23 protein-coding genes are annotated in these 15,102 nt (G+C 39.9%); 7 read left to right on the top strand and 16 right to left on the bottom strand.

Translation table 11 applies throughout. The annotated features are described in order from the left end of the window. Nucleotides 1-407: 407 nt before the first annotated feature. Entirely contained in the window at nt 408-821 is a 414-nt protein-coding gene (locus MHB83_RS13735) for a CoA-binding protein (RefSeq protein ID WP_050944892.1), read from the bottom strand. A gap of 154 nt (nt 822-975) precedes the next feature. On the opposite strand from MHB83_RS13735, the gene plsY reads away from it, so the two are divergent. Then, on the top strand, nt 976-1,557 hold the full coding sequence (gene plsY / locus MHB83_RS13730) for a glycerol-3-phosphate 1-O-acyltransferase PlsY (RefSeq protein WP_003212462.1): 582 nt from the start codon (nt 976-978) through the stop codon (nt 1,555-1,557). A gap of 99 nt (nt 1,558-1,656) precedes the next feature. After that, nucleotides 1,657-1,944, top strand: a complete 288-nt coding sequence (locus tag MHB83_RS13725; protein WP_003210876.1) for a HesB/YadR/YfhF family protein — start codon at nt 1,657-1,659, stop codon at nt 1,942-1,944. A 39-nt stretch (nt 1,945-1,983) separates the two neighbouring features. On the opposite strand, the gene MHB83_RS13720 is transcribed toward MHB83_RS13725, so the two are convergent. The 7 genes from MHB83_RS13720 to acnA form a co-directional block, all read right to left on the bottom strand. Continuing rightward, nucleotides 1,984-2,295 carry a hypothetical protein gene (locus MHB83_RS13720; RefSeq protein WP_050944893.1) on the bottom strand — a complete coding sequence of 104 codons (312 nt, stop codon included), beginning with the start codon at nt 2,293-2,295 and terminating at the stop codon, nt 1,984-1,986. Between the two features lie 3 nt (nt 2,296-2,298). Further along, nucleotides 2,299-2,721 carry a thioesterase family protein gene (locus MHB83_RS13715; protein WP_003211985.1) on the bottom strand — a complete coding sequence of 141 codons (423 nt, stop codon included), beginning with the start codon at nt 2,719-2,721 and terminating at the stop codon, nt 2,299-2,301. A 103-nt stretch (nt 2,722-2,824) separates the two neighbouring features. Further along, a complete protein-coding gene (tlp, locus tag MHB83_RS13710) occupies nt 2,825-3,067 on the bottom strand; it encodes a small acid-soluble spore protein Tlp (protein ID WP_003211760.1) in 243 nt (80 codons plus the stop codon). A 13-nt stretch (nt 3,068-3,080) separates the two neighbouring features. Beyond that, nucleotides 3,081-3,224, bottom strand: coding sequence for an acid-soluble spore protein N (locus tag MHB83_RS13705; RefSeq protein WP_008357830.1), 144 nt, complete (start codon nt 3,222-3,224; stop codon nt 3,081-3,083). Between the two features lie 51 nt (nt 3,225-3,275). Further along, on the bottom strand, nt 3,276-3,401 hold the full coding sequence (locus tag MHB83_RS13700; protein WP_003211002.1) for an FbpB family small basic protein: 126 nt from the start codon (nt 3,399-3,401) through the stop codon (nt 3,276-3,278). 71 nt (nt 3,402-3,472) lie between these two features. Beyond that, the gene (locus MHB83_RS13695) at nt 3,473-3,976 is read right to left on the bottom strand and encodes a TlpA disulfide reductase family protein (RefSeq protein ID WP_050944895.1); all 504 of its coding nucleotides are present in this window, start codon (nt 3,974-3,976) and stop codon (nt 3,473-3,475) included. A gap of 72 nt (nt 3,977-4,048) precedes the next feature. Continuing rightward, nucleotides 4,049-6,778 (bottom strand): aconitate hydratase AcnA, encoded by a 2,730-nt coding sequence (gene acnA / locus MHB83_RS13690; RefSeq protein ID WP_050944896.1) that lies wholly within the window; start codon nt 6,776-6,778, stop codon nt 4,049-4,051. Nucleotides 6,779-6,998: 220 nt separating this feature from the next. Between acnA and sspO the strand changes: the two genes are divergently transcribed. From sspO to MHB83_RS13670, 4 genes are all read left to right on the top strand, one after another. Next, on the top strand, nt 6,999-7,145 hold the full coding sequence (gene sspO / locus MHB83_RS13685) for a small acid-soluble spore protein O (RefSeq protein ID WP_003210995.1): 147 nt from the start codon (nt 6,999-7,001) through the stop codon (nt 7,143-7,145). A gap of 16 nt (nt 7,146-7,161) precedes the next feature. Then, nucleotides 7,162-7,308 (top strand): small acid-soluble spore protein P, encoded by a 147-nt coding sequence (locus tag MHB83_RS13680; protein WP_003211331.1) that lies wholly within the window; start codon nt 7,162-7,164, stop codon nt 7,306-7,308. Between the two features lie 102 nt (nt 7,309-7,410). Next, nucleotides 7,411-7,812, top strand: coding sequence for a spore coat protein (locus MHB83_RS13675; protein ID WP_050944897.1), 402 nt, complete (start codon nt 7,411-7,413; stop codon nt 7,810-7,812). A gap of 260 nt (nt 7,813-8,072) precedes the next feature. Then, the gene (locus MHB83_RS13670; RefSeq protein WP_044141405.1) at nt 8,073-8,501 is read left to right on the top strand and encodes a DUF2621 domain-containing protein; all 429 of its coding nucleotides are present in this window, start codon (nt 8,073-8,075) and stop codon (nt 8,499-8,501) included. 171 nt (nt 8,502-8,672) lie between these two features. Here MHB83_RS13670 and MHB83_RS13665 read toward each other — a convergent pair whose 3' ends face one another. Continuing rightward, on the bottom strand, nt 8,673-9,155 hold the full coding sequence (locus tag MHB83_RS13665) for a CcdC protein domain-containing protein (RefSeq protein ID WP_050944898.1): 483 nt from the start codon (nt 9,153-9,155) through the stop codon (nt 8,673-8,675). A 94-nt stretch (nt 9,156-9,249) separates the two neighbouring features. Further along, entirely contained in the window at nt 9,250-9,957 is a 708-nt protein-coding gene (locus MHB83_RS13660) for a cytochrome c biogenesis protein CcdA (RefSeq protein ID WP_113387035.1), read from the bottom strand. Between the two features lie 214 nt (nt 9,958-10,171). Here MHB83_RS13660 and MHB83_RS13655 point away from each other — a divergent pair, with 214 nt between their 5' ends. Further along, a complete protein-coding gene (locus tag MHB83_RS13655; RefSeq protein WP_003211291.1) occupies nt 10,172-10,339 on the top strand; it encodes an aspartyl-phosphate phosphatase Spo0E family protein in 168 nt (55 codons plus the stop codon). A gap of 263 nt (nt 10,340-10,602) precedes the next feature. Here MHB83_RS13655 and MHB83_RS13650 read toward each other — a convergent pair whose 3' ends face one another. From MHB83_RS13650 to yneA, 6 genes are all read right to left on the bottom strand, one after another. Next, nucleotides 10,603-10,821 carry a YneF family protein gene (locus MHB83_RS13650; RefSeq protein WP_003212379.1) on the bottom strand — a complete coding sequence of 73 codons (219 nt, stop codon included), beginning with the start codon at nt 10,819-10,821 and terminating at the stop codon, nt 10,603-10,605. Between the two features lie 84 nt (nt 10,822-10,905). After that, on the bottom strand, nt 10,906-11,352 hold the full coding sequence (sirA, locus tag MHB83_RS13645) for a sporulation inhibitor of replication protein SirA (protein WP_003212113.1): 447 nt from the start codon (nt 11,350-11,352) through the stop codon (nt 10,906-10,908). 198 nt (nt 11,353-11,550) lie between these two features. Next, entirely contained in the window at nt 11,551-13,554 is a 2,004-nt protein-coding gene (gene tkt, locus MHB83_RS13640) for a transketolase (RefSeq protein ID WP_050944901.1), read from the bottom strand. A 187-nt stretch (nt 13,555-13,741) separates the two neighbouring features. Continuing rightward, nucleotides 13,742-13,972 (bottom strand): DUF896 domain-containing protein, encoded by a 231-nt coding sequence (locus tag MHB83_RS13635; RefSeq protein ID WP_003211509.1) that lies wholly within the window; start codon nt 13,970-13,972, stop codon nt 13,742-13,744. 69 nt (nt 13,973-14,041) lie between these two features. Next, complete coding sequence (locus MHB83_RS13630; protein ID WP_003211322.1) at nt 14,042-14,689, bottom strand: recombinase family protein; 648 nt, start codon at nt 14,687-14,689, stop codon at nt 14,042-14,044. Between the two features lie 17 nt (nt 14,690-14,706). Beyond that, nucleotides 14,707-15,018: a cell division suppressor protein YneA gene (yneA, locus tag MHB83_RS13625; protein ID WP_003211955.1), complete on the bottom strand. Its 312-nt coding sequence runs from the start codon at nt 15,016-15,018 to the stop codon at nt 14,707-14,709. Nucleotides 15,019-15,102 lie beyond the last annotated feature (84 nt).

The raw sequence follows: 15,102 nt of genomic DNA, 5'->3' as shown, positions 1-15,102 counted from the left end.
ATCCCCTTTCACTAACAAACATAACCGGCAAACCATCAAATGATCTCTCTAGATTTTAATGATGATCATGCTGCTCATTACTGTCCACTTTAATAAGCTGCATCATCACCATGCATGTGTGATTCAACAACACATGCTCCTTAACGGCTATGAGAATGTTCTACATTCTGCAATGAGAACTAGAAGTCCATTATAAACAAGACTGTTTGATAAGCCAAATGCAATCATATGATGATTTTTATAAAACGGAACAAATGTTCTGTTTTTTATCTTATCGCTCTTTTGCTTGTTATGCAAGATCACCGATATGTCCCTGTCGCCTTATTTTATCGCTTTCTTCTAGAATCGCAAATATATTTCTGTAACAAAAAAGCAAAAATCCTTGAAAACCAAGGATTTTTGACGATTTAATGAGTTTTTGTCATTGCATGAGCCACCTTGATACATACATCCATGATGGCGACCTTGCCATTTTCCTCAATCAGCCTTTTCGCTTCTTCGTGATAAATGCCTTGCTGCGCCCAAAAAACAGGTGCGTCTATTTCAAGAAATTCTTCTGCTACCTCGGGCAAAAACTCTGAACGTCTAAAAACATTCACGATATCAACAGGCTCTTTGATATCTTTTAGTGAAGCGACTGCTTTCACACCAAGTGCTTCATCGATCGTTGGATTCACCGGAATGATCTCATAACCGGCATCCTGCATCGCTTTAGACACCATATATGACGTTCGGTGCGGTTGATCTGATAAACCAACAACAGCAATTCGTTTACTGCTTTTTAATATACGGCCAATTTCTTGTTTCGAAGGATGATTCATCCAAACACCCCTTTTCCTCTATTTTAGCGAACTTCTGCTTAAAAACAAAGCTGAATCCATCTGCTTTTGATTTTTTCAAAAAAAGATCCCCATGTTTTTCATAAGATCATGTTAAAATGTAAGACAAGAGGGAGAATATAAAGGAGTTATGCAGATGTTAATTGCTTTGATGTTTATTTTGGCTTATCTTCTCGGCAGTATTCCATCCGGTCTCATTGTCGGGAAAGCTGCAAAGGGGATTGATATCCGTGAACATGGCAGCGGCAACCTTGGTGCGACGAATGCATTTCGTACGCTTGGCGTAAAAGCAGGGTCTATCGTTATTTCTGCTGATATTTTAAAGGGGACTCTCGCTTCTGCTTTACCGTTTTTCATGCAACTGGACATTCATCCCTTATTAGTAGGGGTTGCTGCTGTTATCGGTCACAGCTTTCCTATCTTTGCAAAATTTAAAGGGGGAAAAGCAGTCGCTACATCTGGCGGCGTGTTATTATTTTATGCCCCATTCTTATTTATCACGATGATCGCTGCTTTTTTCTTATTTTTATACATTAGTAAATATGTTTCATTATCATCTATGCTGACCGGCATCTATACATTCATTTACAGCATATTCACCAAAGACGTATTCTTAATCATTGTTGTTGCCGTTCTTGCTGGTTTTGTGATCTACAGACACATCGCCAACCTCAAACGAATCCTCAACAAAACTGAACCGAAAATCAAATGGCTCTAGCCGTTTCATAAGTTTCATTCTGTGGTAAAAGTAAAGAAAAGCTGTTTTTTGCATCCTGCATTTTAAAAAACAGCATGACTTCAAAAAGGGGCGATCACATTGAAATTAACGATAAAAGAAGATGCACTTAATTGGTACAAGGATGAATTAGATTTAGAAAAAGGTGATCAAGTTCGCTTTTTTGTGAGATATGGCGGGTGCAGTAATGTACAAAAAGGCTTTTCTCTCGGCGTCGCAAAAGATGAACCTCAAAATGCCGGCGCAACCGCTGAAATAGAAGGTATTACTTTCTTTGTAGAAGAAAGTGATATTTGGTATTTTGACAACCATGATCTGCATATTGATTATAACGAGTCTGTAAAAGAACCAGAATTTCATTATGAATAAACAAAAAAGATACCTCATCCCTCGGGTATCTTTTTTGTTTTATCCTTCAATATATAGCCCATACTCCTGAATGTTTCCTAAAGACCGCTCCTTTTGCAGGATTCTTTTTTGTGGTTCACCGATCAAGTCAAAGTGAGGAAACCCTGCGCGGTCATGAATCCATTCTTTTTTAAGTCCATGCTTTTCTCCCCATTCAATTAACTGCTTCATATCCTGACAGGCTGCTTTAGTGACGGTATTAGCATGCGGGAAACGGTCATCAAGCCAATAATGAGTTAAAAAGGCCATTTTTCCCTGCTGAACAGCTGATTTCCACGCATTTAGATCGCTTCTTTTAAGACCAAACGCCATAAGTTAAACCTGCTTCTTCGACTGTTCATATACTTTGTGCCAGGCAGGAAATGCTTTTCTAAATTGAATAGGTCTAAAGGTGTCTTTGTCTACACAAATATGCGAGGTTGTCCCTGTAATCGCTGTTTGTCCATCAGGCTTTTGAATTTCGTAGCCATACACCGTTTTGAGTCCATTGTATTCTTCAATCCAAGTATGAACGGTCGCTGTTTCACCGTACAGGAGTGGTTTTTTATATTTCACCTGCAAATCTATAACGGGTGCAAGAGCGCCGTCTGCTTCTAGCTGCGCATAGGAAAATCCTAATTCTTTAATCAGTGCTGTTCTGCCGACTTCCATCCAGATTAAATAATTGGCATGATACACAATGCCCATTTGATCTGTTTCTGCATAACGGACTTCTATTTCTTTTTTAGATACATACACGTTTTCATCGCTCTCCTATCAAAACCTAAGATCTCTGCCATTTTACCACAATCGAAATGGTTCTTCTAAAAGGAGGCAATAAAATAAACCAGGGATCCCTGGTTTATTCAGTATAGCCATTTTTTCTTGCTGCTTCTTCGTCCTTGATTTCAGAACGCATCGCATCTATGCTCATTTTTCGATTTTCATTTTTTTGCTTAATCATCTGTTTTTCTTGATCTGTCGAAAGGGCCATCGCTGCTTCAGATTCATCGATATTGTCAAGGGTGTTTTCAATCATATCTTGCAGCTTTTCAACATTATCAGAACGATCATCTGGATTGGATTGATAAGACTTTCCATTCATCTTGATTCCCTCCTTATTCGCCCTTCGTCTGGATCACATCAGGCTGTTCATTTGATTTATTATGCATCTTTTTACCTTTATTGCGTTTGTATGCTACAGGTTTTGTCCCTAAATGGTCTGGTGTAAACTGCGCTTGTTTATCATGCTCTCTACCCATCATTCATCCCTCCCTCTTCTTTAGGATGAACGAAAAAGGATAATTCATAACTTATTTCTGTCTAAATCGCTCTTCCAACTTTTCTTCAAGCTGGTTTAAAAATTCCTCATTGCTTAATAATTCTTTTTTATTTTCAAGTACAAGCTCTTCAAATGTACGGCGTTTTCTTCTTCTCATTGTACTCACCTCCAGTGTTTGTATTTCATTTTCGCCAAAACATTTAGAAAATAAGCAAAAAAGCTGAATCATTATAGATCCAGCTCTTGCTCAATTTCTTTTTTTGTCAGCATTTGATGCTTCACAGACATGATGCGTCCTTTTTCATCTAATATGTATGTCGTGGGGTATGAAAGCACCTGATATCGTGCTTGAATGCCTTTTTGATCCAATAAAATAGGAAAGCTCAGCTTTAATTCATCTGCAAATGCTGCAACATGATCTTCACTTTTTTCAGTGGTCGTTAAATTCACTGCAAGTACTTCGACCTGATCATATTCGCTTCTAATTGCGTCTAGATCCGGCATTTCTGTCCTGCATGGCTTACACCATGTCGCCCAAAAATTGACGAGCACCTTTTTCCCTTTGTAATCAGATAACGAGGCCGTTTGACCATCAAGGGTTTTAAGTTCAAAATCAGGGGCTTGATCCCCTTTTTCAAGACCGATTGCGGGCTCTTTTGGTTCAAGTAAATTCCACACAAGTAAACCAATCAATACAAGTAAAACAGCGCTTGCTATTCCTTTTTTCCACATGATTGATCCTCCACTATTTTAAAAAAGAAGAGAAAGCTGTCTAGGCGCCTTCTCTTCTTTGCTGTATGAGTATTAGTTGCTTGCCAATTTTTCACGAAGTACCATTTGAAGGATACCACCATGACGATAGTAGTCAATTTCGACTTCACTGTCAAAGCGAACAACCACTTCAAATGTTTTCTCATTGCCATCTGTATCAATTGCTTTCACAGTGACAAGATCACGTGGACGAACTGTTTCATCAACTTCAACTTCAAATGTTTCTGTTCCTGTTAGTCCATAAGTTTCTGCACTTTCTCCGTCTTTAAACTGTAACGGAAGTACACCCATGAAGACAAGGTTACTTCTGTGGATACGCTCAAAGCTTTCAGCTAGAACGAATTTAATTCCAAGAAGGTTTGTTCCTTTTGCAGCCCAGTCACGGGAAGAACCCATACCGTAGTCTTTACCTGCTAAAATCGCAAGACCTGTGCCATCTTCTTTATAACGCATGCATGCATCATAGATGGATGTTACTTCACCAGTTGGCCAGTACGTTGTATATCCGCCTTCTGTTCCTGGTGCGATTTGGTTCTTAATACGGATGTTTGCAAAAGTACCTCTCATCATGACATGGTGGTTACCACGGCGAGATCCATATGAGTTAAAGTCTCTAGGAGATACGCCTCTTTCTTGCAAGTATTTACCCGCAGGTGTGTCTTTACCAATCGCTCCAGCAGGAGAAATATGGTCAGTTGTCACAGAGTCACCGAACTTCGCAACGACGCGCAAGCCTTTAAGCGGTTCAACTTTACCAGGTTCAACTGATAGGTTTTCAAAGAATGGCGGGTTGTCAATGTATGTGGAATTTTCATCCCATTTATACAAAGCATCATCTGTCGTTTTAATTTCATTCCAGCGGTCATTGCTGTCAAATACAGTTTCATACTCTGAACGGAAGAGTTCAGGTGTGACTGTGCTTTTCACGACACTGTTGATTTCGTCCATTGATGGCCAAATGTCATTGAAATAAACGTTCTCACCGTTTTTATCAACACCGATAGGGTCTTTTGTTAAATCGATATTGACCGTACCAGCAAGTGCATATGCCACAACTAATGGTGGAGATGCGAGGTAGTTTCCTTTTACAAGCGGATGGATACGTCCTTCAAAGTTACGGTTACCTGATAAAACAGAAGTGATCAGCAGATCATTTTCAGAGACAGCATCCTCAATTTCTTGTGCAAGCGGTCCTGAGTTACCGATACATGTTGTACAGCCATACCCAACGATGTTAAATCCAAGGTCTCTTAAGTATGGAAGAAGTCCTGAGTTCACGAGGTATCCTGTCACAACCTTAGAACCTGGCGCTAGTGACGTTTTCACGTAGTTTGGCACCTTCATGCCAAGCTCACTTGCTTTCTTCGCAACAAGACCTGCTCCGATTAAGACGTAAGGGTTTGATGTATTCGTACAGCTCGTAATCGCTGCAATCGCAATCGCACCTGTCTTCATCACAGCTTTTTCACCATTTGCTAGATCAAATTCAATTTGTTTATCCAGCTCTGATTTTTCTAATCCAAACCCTTGGTTACCAGCTGGGCTTTCGATGTGTTGATGGAACGTCTCTTTCATTTCTGAAAGTGGAATCAAATCTTGTGGACGCTTTGGACCAGATAAGTTTGATTCAATTTGAGAAAGATCAATTTCCACAACATCCGTAAAAATTGGGTCCTCTACATCTGGCGTATAGAATAAGCCATTTGCGCGAGAATATTCTTCAACGATATTAATTTGCTCTTCATCACGTCCAGTAAGGCGAAGGTAAGCAAGAGCTTCCTCATCTACTGGGAAGAATCCGCAAGTAGCCCCGTATTCAGGCGCCATATTCGCAATCGTTGCACGATCTGCTAGCGGCAGCTGTGCAACACCTGGTCCGAAGAACTCAACGAACTTGTTGACTACGCCTTTTTCACGCAGAACTTGTGTCACTTTTAATGCAAGGTCAGTTGCAGTCGTTCCGTTTGGAAGTTCTCCAACTAATTTAGCACCAATGACTTCTGGTACTGGGAAGTATGAAGGCTGACCGAGCATACCAGCTTCCGCTTCAATACCGCCAACGCCCCATCCAAGTACGCCGATACCGTTGATCATGGTTGTATGAGAGTCAGTACCAACCAATGTATCTGGGTAAGTGATGATCTCGCCATCTTCTTCAATCGCATGAACAACACTTGCAAGGTACTCTAAGTTTACTTGGTGAACAATCCCTGTTGCAGGCGGAACAGCTTGATAGTTATTAAACGCTTTCTTTGCCCAGCTAAGGAAGTTATAACGCTCTGCGTTACGTTCGAATTCTAAATCCATGTTAATGTTTAATGCATCTTCAGTTCCAGCTTTATCAACTTGTACTGAGTGATCAATAACAAGGTCAACTGGAATTTCAGGGTTGATTTTATCCGGATCCCCACCTACATCTGCCATTGCTTTTCTTAATGAAGCAAGGTCAACGACGGCTGGTACACCCGTGAAGTCTTGTAAAATAACACGAGAAGGTTTAAATGGAACATCAATTTCTTTGACCTCGGCAGTTCCCCATTTTGCCAAGTTTTCAACGTGTTCCTTTTTGATCACTCTACCGTCTACTTGGCGAAGCACTGATTCTAAAAGTACCTTAATGGAATAAGGCAGCTTAGAAACATTTCCGATTCCTTGTTTCTCTAGTGCTTCTAACGAATAATAGTGATACGTTTTCCCATTTGTCGAAAACGTTTTTCTAGATTGAAAAGCGTCTTGTTTAGCGACTTGCTGCTGTTTCGACATATCCAAAATCCCCCTTTTGATGATCAAGATCAATTTCAATTCTCAGAAAAATCGTCGTATTTCACCACAATTTTCTCACAATTTCATCTTAAAACAAATTCATACATAAGTAAATAACAATGCTTTTATTAAATTCAATAAGTTTAACTTATCATTAGGAAATGATTACTCTTCATAAACGAAGCGGGGCGGGCTCATACTACAAATGAGGTGATAGAACATGACAAAACGTAAAGCAAATCATGTGATTGACGGCATGAATGCAGCCAAAAGCCAAGGTAATGGTGCAGGCTATATTGAAAATGACCAACTCGTTTTAACAGAAGAACAAAGACAAAACAATAAAAAACGTAAAAAAAACCAATAGGAAAGGAGCAAGCATCATGACGAATAAAAACACAGGAAAAGACATCCGTCAAAACTCGCCTAAGGAGCATCAGGGCGGACAGCCTGAGCCATTATCAGGCAGTAAAAAAGTAAAAAACCGCAACCATACAAGACAAAAGCACAATTCTCATCACGATATGTAAACATTCTCCTCTCATCCCGTGGCAAAACGGGATGTTTTAGGTCTTTCACACATTTCAGTTCTCAACATATCATTTATTATGAGATGTGATGGAGGAGTGTCTATGGAGAATGAAAAGCAATCGAATTCCTCTGATTTTCTAGAAATAGATGATTGGCTCAATGTTTTAATGGATGATCCATTTGCCTGGTATGATGAACACCTCCCAATTGACCTTTATGAAACAAGCCGTGATTATATTATTGAGATTGATGTCTCCACCCTATCGATCACCGATGTAAAGCTGACCTTCGCTGGACATGAGCTGACTCTCTGTTGCACGGTACAAAAGCCAAATGTTGAAGGCGAACAGCCAATTGAAAAAAGTGTCATGCTCCCTTTTTATTTGAACGACAAAGAGATTGAAACAGAATACGAAAACCGAATCATTTCGATAAGAATTAAAAAAAGTTCCGACCATCCACGCGGGGCATTTTCCTTTCAAATCCCGCACTTCAAACATTAAGAGCCCACCTTCATTTGGTGGGCTCTCTTCCGTTCGTGTCAAGTCAATACCTTTTGCGAACCACCATGGCCAAATAGTAGAGTCGCTATATGATAAGGTATTCTTTTTCTACTAGATGGTTTGGGTCTTTCTAGTAAATGGGCAGTTATGAATGAAAAAAGGCGTTCATAGAGATGAGAGACATACATTTTTGTTATTTTCTTCTATCATCGCTTCATGTAAAATAAAATAGAGAGACGAGGGGTATAAGGAGTGAGAACATGTTAAGCGGCTGGTTTTTGTGGTTCATTTTATTTTGGGGTACGGTGATGATCGGATTACTCGCAATCGGTGGCTTTTTTATGTTTCGCAAATTTTTAAAACGATTGCCGAAGGAAGATGGGAAATCAGAGCTTGATTGGCAGGATGAATATATCCAAAAGAGCCTCCACCTATGGCGGGAAGAAGACAAACAGCTTTTAAATGAGCTTGTATTACCTGTTCCAGAGCTGTTTAGAGATGTCGCCAAAGAAAAAATTGCAGGGAAAATTGGCGAGCTGGCTTTAAAAGAACAAGCTGCCAGCATTAATTTAGACTTAATCATTCGCGGCTATATTATCGCTACACCAAAGCGTGATCATAAGTTTTTATTGAAGCGCCTTCAAGAAAAAAACATCGATCATACGCCATATGAGGCGTTATTAAAATAACCTCCTTTATAAAAAGGAGGTTCAGCGTGTAGACAAACCCTCGCATTCTTTGTCAGTCTGTGCGCTGGTGCTCACCCTTCCTAGACTTCAAAGGTTTTCTATCACGCTGAAAAGAAAGAAGACAAAGGGCTAAAATAAAGATCATTTTAGCCCTTTGTCAACAATCTGGGTTTAATTCATTTGAACCTGCTGCGGATCTAATTGCTTAGACAGCTTTCTAAACGACAAATACATGGCAACGCGCCAAGGTACAATCATGCCAAAGGCAAGTATCCAAAACATTCCGCTTAGAGAGCCATAATCAATAGAAGAACTCAGGATCGTCTTCATCCCGATACGAAGAACAAGAAGTCCAATGAGAATAAATACAAATGCTTTTGACCGCTTTAAGTAAATCTCGTTCCCTCTAATTTCAAACTTCGATGTTTTGATTAAAAAGATGGAGAAAAACATCCCCACTGTGATCGCTTCAAGAAATTCAGCTCCAGTTACTCGAAACATAGGAACAAAAAACATCAAAGCTCCAGTGCTCATGAAAATAGGAGGTAATATAATTTTTTTCGCGGTTGCCGGTTTTGCAGATGACTTAATGCGAATAAACATGACGGCTACCGCCATACATATTGCAATTATAGAAGAGATTAAGACCATCATATCAAATCATTCCTTTATTCTTTAAGGTCAGCCTATGTATAATATACTCCAATTGACGAAAAAAAACCATTCGCCGCGACTGTAGAAAACGATTTCAAAAGCCTGTAAATCCGCCAAACAAGGATGAGAACATGATGATAATCCATGTGAGGAGATCAAAGAACAGCAATATCCCTACCACAATCATAATGATCCCGCCAATTTTCATGATGAGCTGCTGACGCTTTCTGATCCACGCCATTTTCGTAATGAAAAAGGAGAGAACAAAAAAGGGAACGCCAAATCCAAATACATACGCAATCATATAAGGCACAGCCGACTCAGGATTGTTACTCGCCAGTGCGATAACAGCAGATAAAATAGGTCCTGTACAAGGTGTCCAACCAGCGGCAAAGCCCATTCCAATGAGAATCGATCCAAAAAAACCAGCAGGTCGGTTTTTGAACTGCATTCTCTTTTCGCCCATGAGGAAAGAAGGCTGAAATACACCAAGCGTCATAAAACCAAAGAAAATAATGAGGATAGCTCCAACCTGACGAATCGCTTGATGGTAATCATCAAAAAACTTCCCAACAAACGATGTCCCAAAGCCTATCGCAATAAAGATAATAGAGAAACCAATTAAAAAGAATAAGGTATGAAGCAGACTTCTTCTTCTCAGCATCACCTTCTCAGATTTCACTTCATCCATACTAACGCCCGTAATATAAGATAAAAACGCTGGATAAAGCGGCAGACAGCACGGTGAGATAAAAGAAAGGAATCCTGCTCCGAAAGCTAAAAAGTAATTCAAATCTGTCAAAAGAACACCCCCTTCTTACAATATACAATAAGAGATGACAAAATCATTTCATTTTTTTTACATCCTCTCAATAAAGATGGTCTATTCTCTTAAAACCTTATATAATTTAATTTGACATCGAGATAACGAATCCTTTAAATTTGAAAATAAACCTGAAAATGGATATAATAGAATCGATTCTTTTTATCAAGATTTGCATGAAAGGAACATGACTTTGGTAAAAACATCATTATTAACTCAAATCGAAGAAAAAAGAGAAGAGCTGATGAAAGTTGTGATGCACAATGGGATGACATCAACAGTGACCATCGAACATAGCCAGCAGCTAGATCATCTCCTCTTACAATATCAACGACACTTACACTCAAACTCAGCCAACTAATCATATCTCATGATATTTATCATGCTGCACGATTTTTAGAACAGTTGATATGTGTGACCATAAACGAAACAAAAACCTCTGATAACAGGGGTTTTTGTTTTTTTACAGGAAGCTGACGCCAAAATAAAAACCACCTTCCCTGCTTCATTTAGGCAAGTACAGTGGTTTTAAAGCGTCTGATGAAGGTGAATTCAATAAAGAAAGGACAACGCTTGTCCATTCTTTATAACCATGTTCCATCTATGATCATAATATCGTACGTATTATTTCGCTTGGTTGTTCATGGCTTTCATCATTTGATTGATTTTCTTCTGGGACGGTTTCATGCCCATTTGCATCATCATCATTCGAAGCATTTGTTCATTAATTGGTGGATTCTTTTTCAAGTAGCTCATCATATACTTACGAGCAATAAAGAATCCGAGTGCAACTCCTGCAAGCAGTGCAACAACGCCTACAAGGATGACAACCCATAAATCCATAATTCTTCCTCCTTCATGTTGTCTCGTATAAAGTGTACTAAACAAAAGGCTATTATACAACATTTCACGTTCAAATTTATTTTTTTAAACAAAATTCCTCACTTTTACCGGATTGAGCCACCCGTGCTTCTTTGAACCGAAGTCCATCGCAAGGAAGCAAGGACTAATTTTTCTCAGCACTTCAAAAAACACTGCTTCTGCTTCATAACTACCGGTGGCAGACATTTGGATATAACGATCTTTTATGATAAATGCAGCCGTTCCTTTTCCATCAGGTAAGGAAGCGCTGTATATCGAGCCAATTTGTGTATAGTGAACGTTCGTTAAGTTGTTCATTAATCGCTGATGCATATGAAAAGCAGGGATTCGTTTCGTCACGTAATCCACTTGTTTCACAAGCATCACCAATTCATCTTCCGTGCGGTTCGTCCAGTGTAACGACTCAAACAAATGAAACAAAATTGATTCTCTGCCAAAATAATGATGCGCAAATTCATCCTCAATCCAATAAATATAATAATGGCGTTCCATGTCTATCCCTTCCTTTCACATTTCGTCAATCTCGTATATTGCTTGTATTATACAAAAATGTGAAAGAAAGAATTGTCTATATATGAAGCAAGAAGAAACTAGTTTTGTCAAAAAAACAAGAAAAAAGAAAAAAGTTTGCAGAGCGGATGAAAATGCTCTGCAAACAGATGAAAAAAAGCATGATGCTTGGAGACTTCGTTATTTGTTCAGCTTCGCTTTCACACGGCTGACGACATTGCTGACCGTGAAGCCGTATTTCTCAATAATGGTTTCACCAGGTGCAGAAGCGCCAAATTTATCAATGGCAATTACGTCACCATCAAGACCAGTGTAACGCTCCCAGCCAAGTGAAGCCCCCATTTCAATCGCAATACGAGCCCGCACTGCTGTAGGAAGGACTGATTCTTTGTATTCGTCTGACTGCTGATCGAAACGATCCCATGCAGGAAGACTGACAACAGACGCGCGGATTCCTTCTTTCTCAAGTGCTTTTTGCGCTTCAATCGCTAAACCGACTTCAGATCCAGATGCGAGTAGAAGTGCTTCTGGCTGCGCATCAGCAGCTTCAACGACGACGTATCCACCCTTTTCTACTCCCTCATATGCCTTCTCAGGTGCTTGGTCAATCGTTGGAAGGTTTTGACGAGTCAGAACTAGTGCTGTCGGTTTATCCGTTGAAGATACAGCCAGTTTCCACGCTGCAGCTGTTTCGTTTCCATCCGCAGGGCGAATGACAGAAAGGTTCGGCATCGCACGTAATGAAGCAAGCTGTTCAACCGGCTCATGCGTCGGACCATCTTCACCAACAGCGATACTGTCATGAGTAAAGACATAAGTGACTGGAAGTCCCATTAAGGCAGCAAGACGAATCGCTGGTCTTAAGTAATCTGAGAAAACAAAGAACGTTCCGCCGAATACACGAAGGCCGCCGTGAAGCGCCATACCGTTTAACGCGGCACCCATTGCAAATTCTCTGACGCCGAACCAAATGTTCTTACCAGCATAATGATCTTTACCAAAATCGTCTGTGTTTTTAATCGTTGTTTTGTTTGAACCTGCAAGGTCAGCAGACCCGCCAATGAAGAAAGGTACTTGCTTCGCAATGCCATTTAATACTTCGCCTGAAGAAGCGCGGGAGGCAAGACTTGAACCTGCTTCATAAACAGGAACCTCTTGATCCCAATTCTCAGGAAGCTTTCCTTCAATCGCAAGCTGCAATTGAGCTGCAAGCTCAGGGTATTCTTTTTCATATTGCGCAAATAATTCATTCCAAGCTGCTTCTTTTTTCTGACCAGCGTCTTTTACAGCTTCTTTGAAATGATCGTACACTTCAGAAGGTACATGGAAATCTTCTTCAAACGTCCAAGAGTAAGCTTCCTTCGTCAGCTTGGCTTCGTCGCTGCCAAGTGGTGCACCATGCACACCAGAAGTTCCTGCACGGTTTGGCGATCCGAAGCCGATTGTTGTTTTCACTTCAATCAGTGTAGGTCTGTCTGTGCTTTGTTTTGCCTTTTCGATAGCAGCCGTCACTTCTTCAATGTTGTTGCCGTCTTTCACATAAAGAACTTCCCAGTTCATCGCTTCAAAACGATTCTTCACATTTTCAGAGAATGAACGATCTAGGTCGCCATCTAAAGAAATATCATTTGAATCATAAAGGACAATTAAACGGCCTAAGCCTAAATGACCAGCAAGGGAAGCAGCTTCAGAGGAAATTCCCTCCATTAAGTCTCCATCTCCGCAAATGCTGTATGTATAGTGATCTACAACATTAAAGTTGTCTTTGTTATACGTTTCCGCAAGATGTCTTTCTGCAAGTGCCATACCAACTGCCATGGCAATCCCCTGTCCTAAAGGACCTGTTGTAGCATCGACGCCATCTGTATGTCCAAATTCAGGATGTCCAGGTGTTTTGCTACCCCATTGGCGGAATTGTTTTAGATCATCGATGCTCAAGTTGTATCCGCTTAAATGAAGCATGCTATATAGAAGCATAGAACCATGTCCCGCAGATAATACAAAACGGTCTCTGTTAAACCAATTTGGGTTTTGCGGACTTACGTTTAAGTGATTCGTCCATAAAGCGTATGCCATTGGCGCAGCACCCATCGGCATTCCAGGGTGGCCGGAATTCGCTTTTTCAATTGCGTCTATGGAGAGAGTACGTATTGTTGCAATAGATTTCAATTCAATCGTTTCCATATAAATCCCCTTCCGTATCTTGTGTACACCATTATCATAAATCTACTGTCCTTTTTTCACAACTATTTCACGCTGAAAAAGAGTGATTTTGTCACATTTAGTTTATCGATCACCTAAAAAGTTATGCAAATATGAAAAAAGATGAGAATATCCTTCCCATCTTTTCAAAATTCAAGAAACCGAAAACTTAATGAAGGTTTTGATCTCTTTCTCTTTTTAATTTTTCTGGTGTGACATCGTTTCCTTCAGGGTCAACGATTTTCACGGTTTTAAGTGTATTTTTCATAGAAGAACGAAAAGCTTTTAAATACTCTTCTCTTAATTGCTTTTGTTCTGTTTTTTCAGCGTCTGACAAACCGGTCTCTTTTGACTTTTTTGAAAGCTCATTGATTCTTGCAAGCTGATTTTTAGAAATCATGACTAACTCCTTTAAAGCATTTTCTCTACATACTACTAAATATCAATCATTTTGACAACAAATCAAGCTTTAGGTGGTCAGACCTTTTTCATATTCTTGATACCTTCTATGGACCGTTGCTTTTGAAATGTCGAAACCTAGTGCCTGAAGAGTTGCTGCGATTTCTGCGAAGGTCATGTTATTTTTTCTTAATCGAACAATTTCTGAAATCGGCACTTCAATACGCTCACGGCCAGGCGCATGATCCTGCTGTTTTAAATTCAGTTCGGGCTGATACCCGCGTTCTACGGCTCTTCTCATTCCCCGCTTGATTTTCAGGTTATGAATTTTTCGTTGATACTCTTCAACGACTCCTACGATCTCAATCACCATTTCATCTGCTTCTGAAAGCTCAAGTTCGCCTCTATGAAACGTACTGTACACCTTTACATTCTCTTTAAAAAGACAATGAAGAAGCGCAATTTTTGCTTGTCCTCTTCCGAGACGTGTTTCATCCTGGATAAGAACAGCATCAATTGACTCTTCTTTTAGTGTAGCTAGCATATCAAACACACCATCGCGATCTAGATCATACCCGCTTGCTTTTTCTTTAATGACTTTAACCACATTCATCTTGTGCATAGCAGCTAAAGCTAGCAATTCTTCTTCTTGTCTCTTCAGTGAGGTTTCCTGCTCTTCTTTGACAGTGCTTACTCTCGCATAGATGATTGCATTCATGTCTTCAATCGACCTTTCTACTGTACTGTTGCAAGTTGATATACGACTGGATGCTCTTTTTTGACTGGTATGACAAGGATGTCACCAGGCTGGATTTCTGTTGAAGCAAGATCGTTGTGCTGAGTGACCCAGTCAATAAACGCATTTTTATCGATTGATTTGCTGTCGTTTACTTGATCAGCTAACCCCCAAAGAGTATCCCCTGATTGAACTTCTATTTTAACATACTGATTTGGATCATTATGGCTTGTGACTGCAATAAGTGAGAGAAATATGCCAACGATGAATGAGAATACCCCAATAAAAATAATAGATTCTTTTAACCTCATAATGTCATCTCTCCTAATAGAATGTGTGTTCGTTCTTTCTGACACTTATTATAAATACGAACAAACGTTTCTGTCAAACGTTTT

This window comes from Bacillus sp. FSL K6-3149 (assembly GCF_038630515.1).
In the GTDB taxonomy this organism is placed as follows: Bacteria; Bacillota; Bacilli; order Bacillales; family Bacillaceae; genus Bacillus; species Bacillus pumilus.
The sequence above is the reverse complement of the archived record's forward strand: the minus strand, read 5'-3'. Positions and strand labels throughout refer to the sequence as shown.

Bases quoted from the DNA above. Each gene is read 5' to 3' on its own strand.
- MHB83_RS13735 (WP_050944892.1), bottom strand. From the start codon at position 821: ATGAATCATCCTTCGAAACAAGAAATTGGCCGTATATTAAAAAGCAGT.
- plsY (WP_003212462.1), top strand. From the start codon at position 976: ATGTTAATTGCTTTGATGTTTATTTTGGCTTATCTTCTCGGCAGTATT.
- MHB83_RS13720 (WP_050944893.1), bottom strand. From the start codon at position 2,295: ATGGCGTTTGGTCTTAAAAGAAGCGATCTAAATGCGTGGAAATCAGCT.
- tlp (WP_003211760.1), bottom strand. From the start codon at position 3,067: ATGAATGGAAAGTCTTATCAATCCAATCCAGATGATCGTTCTGATAAT.
- MHB83_RS13705 (WP_008357830.1), bottom strand. From the start codon at position 3,224: ATGGGTAGAGAGCATGATAAACAAGCGCAGTTTACACCAGACCATTTA.
- MHB83_RS13700 (WP_003211002.1), bottom strand. From the start codon at position 3,401: ATGAGAAGAAGAAAACGCCGTACATTTGAAGAGCTTGTACTTGAAAAT.
- MHB83_RS13695 (WP_050944895.1), bottom strand. From the start codon at position 3,976: ATGTGGAAAAAAGGAATAGCAAGCGCTGTTTTACTTGTATTGATTGGT.
- acnA (WP_050944896.1), bottom strand. From the start codon at position 6,778: ATGTCGAAACAGCAGCAAGTCGCTAAACAAGACGCTTTTCAATCTAGA.
- sspO (WP_003210995.1), top strand. From the start codon at position 6,999: ATGACAAAACGTAAAGCAAATCATGTGATTGACGGCATGAATGCAGCC.
- MHB83_RS13680 (WP_003211331.1), top strand. From the start codon at position 7,162: ATGACGAATAAAAACACAGGAAAAGACATCCGTCAAAACTCGCCTAAG.
- MHB83_RS13675 (WP_050944897.1), top strand. From the start codon at position 7,411: ATGGAGAATGAAAAGCAATCGAATTCCTCTGATTTTCTAGAAATAGAT.
- MHB83_RS13670 (WP_044141405.1), top strand. From the start codon at position 8,073: ATGTTAAGCGGCTGGTTTTTGTGGTTCATTTTATTTTGGGGTACGGTG.
- MHB83_RS13665 (WP_050944898.1), bottom strand. From the start codon at position 9,155: ATGATGGTCTTAATCTCTTCTATAATTGCAATATGTATGGCGGTAGCC.
- MHB83_RS13650 (WP_003212379.1), bottom strand. From the start codon at position 10,821: ATGGATTTATGGGTTGTCATCCTTGTAGGCGTTGTTGCACTGCTTGCA.
- sirA (WP_003212113.1), bottom strand. From the start codon at position 11,352: ATGGAACGCCATTATTATATTTATTGGATTGAGGATGAATTTGCGCAT.
- tkt (WP_050944901.1), bottom strand. From the start codon at position 13,554: ATGGAAACGATTGAATTGAAATCTATTGCAACAATACGTACTCTCTCC.
- MHB83_RS13635 (WP_003211509.1), bottom strand. From the start codon at position 13,972: ATGATTTCTAAAAATCAGCTTGCAAGAATCAATGAGCTTTCAAAAAAG.
- MHB83_RS13630 (WP_003211322.1), bottom strand. From the start codon at position 14,689: ATGAATGCAATCATCTATGCGAGAGTAAGCACTGTCAAAGAAGAGCAG.
- yneA (WP_003211955.1), bottom strand. From the start codon at position 15,018: ATGAGGTTAAAAGAATCTATTATTTTTATTGGGGTATTCTCATTCATC.